Below are 7,365 nucleotides of genomic sequence, written 5' to 3'. Positions count from 1 at the left end.
CGCTCGCCGACGCCGACCTGGTCTCGATCCCCGGCAACTACGCGATCGACGCCGGTATCAACCCAGGCGAGGACGCCGCTGCGGCCGGCCGGCGGTCGCTGCTGTCCGCCGAGGAGGCGGTCGACCTGGTCACCTCACCGCTGGGCGGGGCTGACCCGCTCGCCCTGCTGCGGCTGCGACGCGCCGCCCGCCGGGTCGCCCCGGAGCTGCCCGGCAGCGAGGGGCTGCCGGCCGATGACGTGATCGCCACCTTGCTCCTCGACCCGGCCTCCTCGCTCCTCGACGACCCGGACCTGGCCCCGGTGCGGCGGGTCGCGGCCGTGCTGCGGGCGGGTCTGGCGCACCTGACAGGCGACGGTGGCGACCAGCGGCCGGACGCCGAGACGCTGCTGTGGACGCTGTGGGACCGCTCCGGGCTCTCCCGCGCATGGGAGGAGCAGGCGCTCGCCGGCGGGGCGGCGGGGGAGCGTGCCGACCGGGACCTGGACGCGGTGATGGTGCTGTTCGGGGCGGCGGCCGACTACGTCGAGCGGCTGCCGGGCATGGGGCCAGCCGGTTTCGCCAGCCACGTCGCGGCCCTCGACCTGGGCGCCGACAGCCTGGCCGCCCGGGGGCACCGGGCGGACGCGGTCGCGGTGCTCACCCCGCAGGCGGCCGCCGGCCAGGAGTGGGACCGCGTCGCCGTGGTCGGCGTGCAGGAAGGGGTGTGGCCGGACCTGCGGCTGCGCGACAGCCTGCTGGGCGCCGAGGCGCTGGTCGCGGTGCTGCACGGCCGCTCCGTCTCCGGCACCGAGGGGCTGCGCGCCGCCCAGGAGCAGGTGCGGGCCGACGAGCTGCGGCAGTTCTACACCGCCCTCACCCGCGCGCGGGAACAGCTGCTCGTCACCGCGGTCGCCAGCCCCGACGAGCAGCCCTCCACGCTGCTCGACCTGGTGGACCCGCGCGAGGAGGACCGGTCGCTGGCCGAGGTGCCGCCCCCGCTGACGCTGCGCGGCCTGGTGGCCACGCTGCGCCGGGAGCTGGTCCGGGCCCACCGCGAGGGTGACCGCCCGGCCAGGGACGAGGCGGCCCGGGTGCTGCGGGAGCTGGTGGCCGCGGGCGTGCCCGGTGCCGACCCGCGGCACTGGTGGCAGGTCCGTGACGTCTCGGACCCCCGTCCGGTGCAGCCGACCGGTCCCGTCCCCGTCTCCCCCTCACGGGTGCAGGGGTTCTCCGAGTGCGGGCTCCGGTGGCTGCTGACCAGCCGTGGCGGGGAGCGCCCCCGCCAGCACGCGGCGGCCGTCGGCACCCTGGTGCACGACATCGTCGCCGAGCAGCCACGGGCCGGCCTCGCCGACCTGCAGGCCGAGCTGGAGCGGCGCTGGCACCAGCTCGGGCTCGGTGACGGCTGGGTCGCGCGGCGGGAACGCGAGCGCGCCACCGACATGCTGCGGCGCTACGTCGCCTACGTGGACGGCGCCGAGGCGCACGGTTGGCGGCTGGTCGGCACCGAGCTGGCCGTGGACGCCACCGTGGACCGGGCCCGGGTGACCGGCCGGGTGGACCGGCTCGAGCGCCACGACGACGGCCGGCTGCGGGTCGTCGACCTCAAGACGGGAGCCTCCAAGCCGGCCGCCAAGGAGCTGGCGCGACACCCCCAGCTGGGCACCTACCAGGTCGCGCTCGTCGAGGGCGGCGTGCAGCCGGAGGCCACCGGTGAGCACCCCGACCCCTCGGACCAGCAGGCCCCCGCGATCGCCGGCGAGCCGGGCGGGGCGGTGCTGGTCCAGCTGGGCCGGGCCGCGGGGCGCGGGCCGTCGGTGCAGCCGCAACCGCCGCTGGACCAGGACGAGGACCCCCGCTGGGCGCACCACCTGGTCACCGCCACGGCCGAGGGCATGGGCTCGGCACGGTTCCCGGCGACCTCGGGCAGCTGGTGTCGCACCTGTCCGGTGACCGCCAGCTGTCCACTGCAGCCCGAGGGGAGGGAGTGGCGGTGAGCGCCGCCGCCCCGCGGTGGGGCGCCGCCGATGTCGCCGCGGCGCTCGGCGCTCCGCCGCCGACGCCGGAGCAGGCGCGGGTCATCGAGGCGCCGCTGGAGCCGGTGCTGGTGGTCGCCGGCGCAGGCTCGGGGAAGACCGAGACCATGGCCGCACGAGTGGTCTGGCTGGTCGCGAACCACATGGTCCGCCCCGAGGAGGTGCTCGGGCTCACCTTCACCCGCAAGGCGGCGACCGAGCTCGGGGAGCGGCTGGCCCGCCGGCTGCGGACGCTGGCCAACGCCGGGCTGTGGTCGCCGGAGGGCGAGCAGGGGCCGCTGGCACCGCCGACCGTGTCCACCTACCACTCCTACGCGGGGCGCCTGGTGGGGGAGCACGGCCTGCGGGTCGGTATCAAGCCGGGCTCGCGGTTGCTCTCGGAGGCCGCCTGCTGGCAGCTGGCCACGGAGGTGGTCGAGGGCTATGACGGCGACATGGCCGGCATCGAGCAGGCCGCCGCGACGCTGGTCCAGGCGGTGCTGTCGGTCTCCGGTGAGCTGGCCGAGCACCTGGTCACCGAGGACGAGGCCGAGTCCTTCCTGCTGGACCTGGCCGCGCGGGTTGAGAACCTTCCCGGGCGCGATCACGCCAAGCCCAAGGTCGTCGGCCGCCGCACGGCGGCTCAGCTGCGCGACCTGGCGCGGGTCTACCCGCTGGTGCGCCGCTACCGGCAGGCCAAACGGGGACGGGAGGCGCTGGACTTCGCCGACCAGGTGGCCCTCGCCGCCCGGCTGGCCCGTGACGTGCCCGACGTGGGTCGTGCCGAGCGGCAGCGCTACCGGGCGGTGCTGCTGGACGAGTTCCAGGACACCAGCGAGGCGCAGCTGGTGCTGCTCCGGTCGCTGTTCGCCGAGGACGGCGGCGCCGTCACGGCGGTCGGGGACCCGCACCAGTCGATCTACGGGTGGCGCGGCGCCAGCGCCACCACGCTGGCCAGGTTCCCGGAGGCGTTCGGCGCGGTCGGGCGGCCCGCGCCGGTGCTGCCGCTGAGCACCTCGTGGCGCAACGACGAGGCCGTGCTGACGGTCGCCAATGCGGTCGCCGCCCCGCTGCGGCGGGGCAGCCGGGTACCGGTGGAGCCGCTGCGTGCCCGCCCGGGCGTCGGTGCCGGGCAGGTGTCGGCCGCCCGGCTGAGCACGCATGAGGAGGAGGCCGACCTGGTCGCCCGCTGGGTCGCCGAGCGCTGGCGGGAGCCGGCCGAAGGCGCGGACTCGGGTGTCCGGTCAGCGGCGGTGCTGTGCCGGAACCGGGCGCAGTTCGACACCGTCGTCGCGGCGCTGCGCCGCTACGGGCTCCCTGTCGAGGTGGTGGGCCTGGGTGGGCTGCTCAGCGCCCCCGAGGTGGTGGACCTGGTCGCGCTGCTCGCGGTGGCGCAGGACCCGACCCGCGGGGACCAGCTGGCCCGGCTGCTGGCGGGCCCGGCGTGCCGACTCGGCGCCGCCGACCTGGACGGCTTGTGGGCCTGGGCGCGACGGCTGCGCGAGGAGGACGAGGACCGCGTCGGGGCAGCGGGCGGTGCGAGCCCGGAGCCCCCGGTGCTGGCGGACGCGGTGCACAGCCTGCCCCCACCCGGATGGCGGGACTCGCGCGGCCGGCACGTGAGCGAGTCGGGTCGGCGCCGGGTCGCCTGGCTGGCCCGGGTGCTGGACCGGGTCCGGCAGTCAGCCGGGCAGCCGCTACCCGACCTGGTGGCACAGGCCGAGCGATGGCTGGAGCTGGACCTGGAGGTCGCCTCCGATCCCGACACGCCACCGGCGTGGGCGCGCGCGCAGCTGGACGCCCTCGCCGAGGTAGCGGCCCAGTTCGCGGTCAGCGCGGAACGCCCCACCCTGGGTGGGTTCGTGGCCTGGCTGGAGGCGGCGCGCGCCCATGAGCGGGGGCTGGAGCCGGCCGAGGTGGCAGTCTCCGCCCATGCCGTGCAGGTGATGACGGTGCATGCCGCGAAGGGACTGGAGTGGGACGTCGTGGCGGTACCCGGGATGGCCGAGGGCGTGTTCCCGGCCTACACGGCGCGGTCACGCTGGCAGGAGGGGCAATGGCAGGTCAGTGACCCCAGTGTGCCCGGCTGGCTCACCGGGCTGGACAGCCTGCCGTATCCGCTGCGGGGGGACGCCGCCGGCCTGCCGCAGGTGCCGTGGGCGGCGGTGCGTGACACCCACACCCTGGACGAGGCGCTGGAGGAGCACCGTCGTGCCGGGGGCCGGCACGCGGTCACCGAGGAGCGGCGGCTGGCCTACGTGGCGCTGACCCGGGCACGGCAGGAGCTGCTGCTCACCGCCCCGGTTTGGTCGACCGGCACTACCCCGCGAGTGACCTCCCGCTTCCTCGCCGAGCTGCTCGAGCACCCGCAGGCAGGTCCCGGCATCCACCGGCTCACCTGGGCGCCGATGCCCGACCCGGATACCGACGGCCCGGCGACCAACCCGTTGCTCGAGCGGGAGACGCTGGCTCCCTGGCCCACCGACCGGGACCAGGCCCGGGGGGCCGTGACGGACCTGGTGGCCGCGATCCTTGACGACCCCGGCAGCGCCACGCACGCCGGGGAGGACCCCGGCCGGCTCGCCCAGCAGGCCGAGCTACTGCTGCGGGAGCGGGACCGCGACCCCACCGCCGGCCGGCTGCCGCCACCGGCCCAGCTGTCCACCTCCGAGCTGGTCAGCATGGCCCGCGACCCCGAGCTGTTCTGGCGGCGGCGCCGCCGCCCAGTGCCCGCGCCACCGGCGCACCGGGCCAGGCAGGGCACCGCCTTCCACGCCTGGGTGGAGCGCCACTACGCCCGCGCGGCGCTGCTGGACGTGCACGATCTGCCTGGAGCCGACGACACCGGCGAGCCGAGCGCCGGGGAGATGCGGCTGCGCGAGAACTTCCTGGCCTCCCCGTGGGCCGAGCGGGAGCCACGGGCGGTGGAGGTCCCGGTCGAAACCACCCTGGGTGGGGTGCCCATGCGGGGGCGGATCGACGCCGTCTTCCCCGACCCCGACGGCGGGGTGGTCATCGTCGACTGGAAGACCGGTGCACCGGCCGAGGACGGTGACCGGGACCACCGGGCGTTGCAGCTCGCGGCCTACCGGCTGGCGTACGCCCGGCAGCAGGGGCTGGCTCCGGAACAGGTACGGGCCGTCTTCTTCCACGCCGCGACCGGCGAGACGGTCGAGCCGGAACTGCCGGATGAGCGGGAGCTGGAGACCCGGGCCGACGAGCTCCTGGCCACCCGTCCCGGCGGACGCTGAGCCTGAGAACGCGCGCTGCTGAGCGGGCGACGGCAGTCAGCTGGCGGTGCCGCCTCGTCCGGGAGGTGGGCCGTCCTCATCGCCCTCCGCCTCGTCACCGGCCTCCGTGCTGCCTGGCCCGTCCTCGCTGGCATCGGCGTCCTCGGGGACCGGCATGCCGTAGAGCGTGTGCAGCCGCTCGGTGGCTGACTCATCACTCGCGCCGTCGTTCTCCGGGACGTCCGGGCCCGAATCTGCCTCCGGCTGCCCCGGGGCGGGCTCGGCGGCTGGCTGCTCGTCCTCGATGTCGGTGACCGGGACGTCCTCGTCGGGGGAGGCCGTCGCCGGCCCGGGCTCCGGGGGCGAGACCTCCCAAGCCGGCTCCTCGGAAGGTTCCTCGGCAGGCTCCTCGGCGGGAACCGTCGCTGCCTCGCTCGGCTCGTCGGGGAGCTGGTCCGGGAGCGCCTCGACGCCGGCGGGGTCGTCCGGGCTCGCCGCCTCCAGATCCCTGTCCTCACCCTCCCCGCCAGGGGGTATGACCGGGATCTCGGTCGTGATCTCGGACTCCTCCTCAGCAGGAGGGTCCACGGGCGCCGCACCCGTGGCGGGCTGCTGCGCCGGGTGGGCTTGCTGCTCTGCAGCAGTCCGGTCGACCAGACTGCCAGGGGAGGCCTCCTCGCTGGTCGATGGCGACTCCGGTGCCGTGACCGTCGCGTCCTCCCTGACCAGGTCCGTGACCGGTGCGTCGGTCGTCTCCCCGGCGGGTTCTGTCGCGGCCTCGGCGTCGTAGGGCGCCGCGCCGCCGGCAAGCACGGTCCGCGGCACCAACGAGTCATCGACCGAGGTGAGCCGGTCCAGCTTGCGGAGCTGATCGGCGCGGTAGTCGACCTCTTCCTCGTCCTCTGCCCAGACCGCGGTTGCCAGCCCGTGGACGAGGCGCATCTCGGCGGCCAACCGGGCGCGGGCGACCAGGTGCGGGTCCGGGCGTTGTGACCGAGCGAGGGTGTAGCTGTCCAGCACCGCCTCCAGCGCGGGCGGGCTCGCCTGGTGGACCAGCATGGCGAAGTCATCGGCGGGGTCGGCCACCTGGGCGCGCTCCCAGCCGGTGAGGGCGACGACCCGGCCGCTGGCGGCGTCCTCACTGGTGAAGGCCACCAGGAAGCTCGAGCCGTCCAGCGACCCGTGCGTCGGGGTGGTCGCGAACTGCCACAGCGGCGCGGCCTCCAGCGCCTCCTCCCACCGGGCCAGCAGCCCGGTCGGGACGTGGCCGGTCTCGGCGGCTCGATCCAGCTCAGCCAGCAGCCGGTTCCGGTAGCCAGCGGCGTCGAAGACCGGCGCCCCGGTCTCCTCGAACAACTCCCGCGGGATGTTGTGCACCGCAGCGATCGCCCGGCCGACCGCTGCCGCGAGCCCCGGGCCGGGAGGCAGGCTGCGCAGCCGCAGCGGGCGGCCCTCGACGAAGGGGTAGACGGCTGCGCGCCCGTGCTGGCTGTCGGCGTACCCCGCCGCGGCGGGAACCTTGAACGGCACGTGGCGCCCCAGCAGCCGGACCAGCCCGTCGTTGCGCTCCAGCTCCGCGCCCGAGCCGCGGTCCCGCGGGGCGCGGACCAGCCAGCGCCGTCCTGTCGCGTCCCCGACCACGGCCGTCCGGTAGCGGGCGCGGGCGTGGCTGGGCCGCACGCCGACCACCGAGACGGGCTGCATCCCCGGCACGGCAGCAGTCGCCAGGGCAGCCAGCGCGAGGTCACTGCGTGTCACGACCCCCACCGTATGCGCTCAGCGCCGCCAGGCGGCGGAAGCGGTCCGGCACGTCCGTGCGGGGATGCCTCGCAGGAGTCCGCCCAGCTACCGGTGGCCGCGTCCCGGCACCTGCGGCTGGTGCCCGGGGCGCGGCCTCGTGTGTTGACCGGATCCCCGCTGGGTGCGGGCAGGCAGGGCTTGTTCCCCGGCCGCCGCGGCGACCGGGGTGGGGCGGGGTCATCGCAGGTGCCAGTGGACGCCGGTGGTGGTGGTGATGGTGGCGGTGAGGTCGTGGTCGTGGACGTGGGTGTGGTGTCGGGCGCAGAGGAGGGTCAGGTTGTTGATGTCGGTGGGGCCGTGGTCGCGGGTCCACCATCGGATGTGGTGGGCGTGGCACC

General features: G+C 76.1%; 3 protein-coding genes. 2 read left to right on the top strand and 1 reads right to left on the bottom strand.

Features of this window, described 5'->3' with window-relative positions; genetic code table 11:
- Both GFJ45_RS14175 and GFJ45_RS14170 read left to right on the top strand, forming a co-directional pair.
- A partial coding sequence (locus GFJ45_RS14175) for a PD-(D/E)XK nuclease family protein (protein ID WP_194288685.1) occupies positions 1-1,979 on the top strand: 1,979 nt, incomplete at its 5' end.
- Positions 1,976-5,248, top strand: a complete 3,273-nt coding sequence (locus GFJ45_RS14170; RefSeq protein WP_153398330.1) for an ATP-dependent helicase — start codon at positions 1,976-1,978, stop codon at positions 5,246-5,248. The genes GFJ45_RS14175 and GFJ45_RS14170, both read left to right, overlap by 4 nt.
- A gap of 36 nt (positions 5,249-5,284) precedes the next feature.
- Here GFJ45_RS14170 and GFJ45_RS14165 read toward each other — a convergent pair whose 3' ends face one another.
- Entirely contained in the window at positions 5,285-6,985 is a 1,701-nt protein-coding gene (locus GFJ45_RS14165; protein ID WP_153398328.1) for a phosphotransferase, read from the bottom strand.
- Between the last annotated feature and the right edge of the window lie 380 nt (positions 6,986-7,365).

The organism is Ornithinicoccus halotolerans (assembly GCF_009602535.1).
In the GTDB taxonomy this organism is placed as follows: Bacteria; Actinomycetota; Actinomycetes; order Actinomycetales; family Dermatophilaceae; genus Ornithinicoccus; species Ornithinicoccus halotolerans.
The sequence above is the reverse complement of the archived record's forward strand: the minus strand, read 5'-3'. Positions and strand labels throughout refer to the sequence as shown.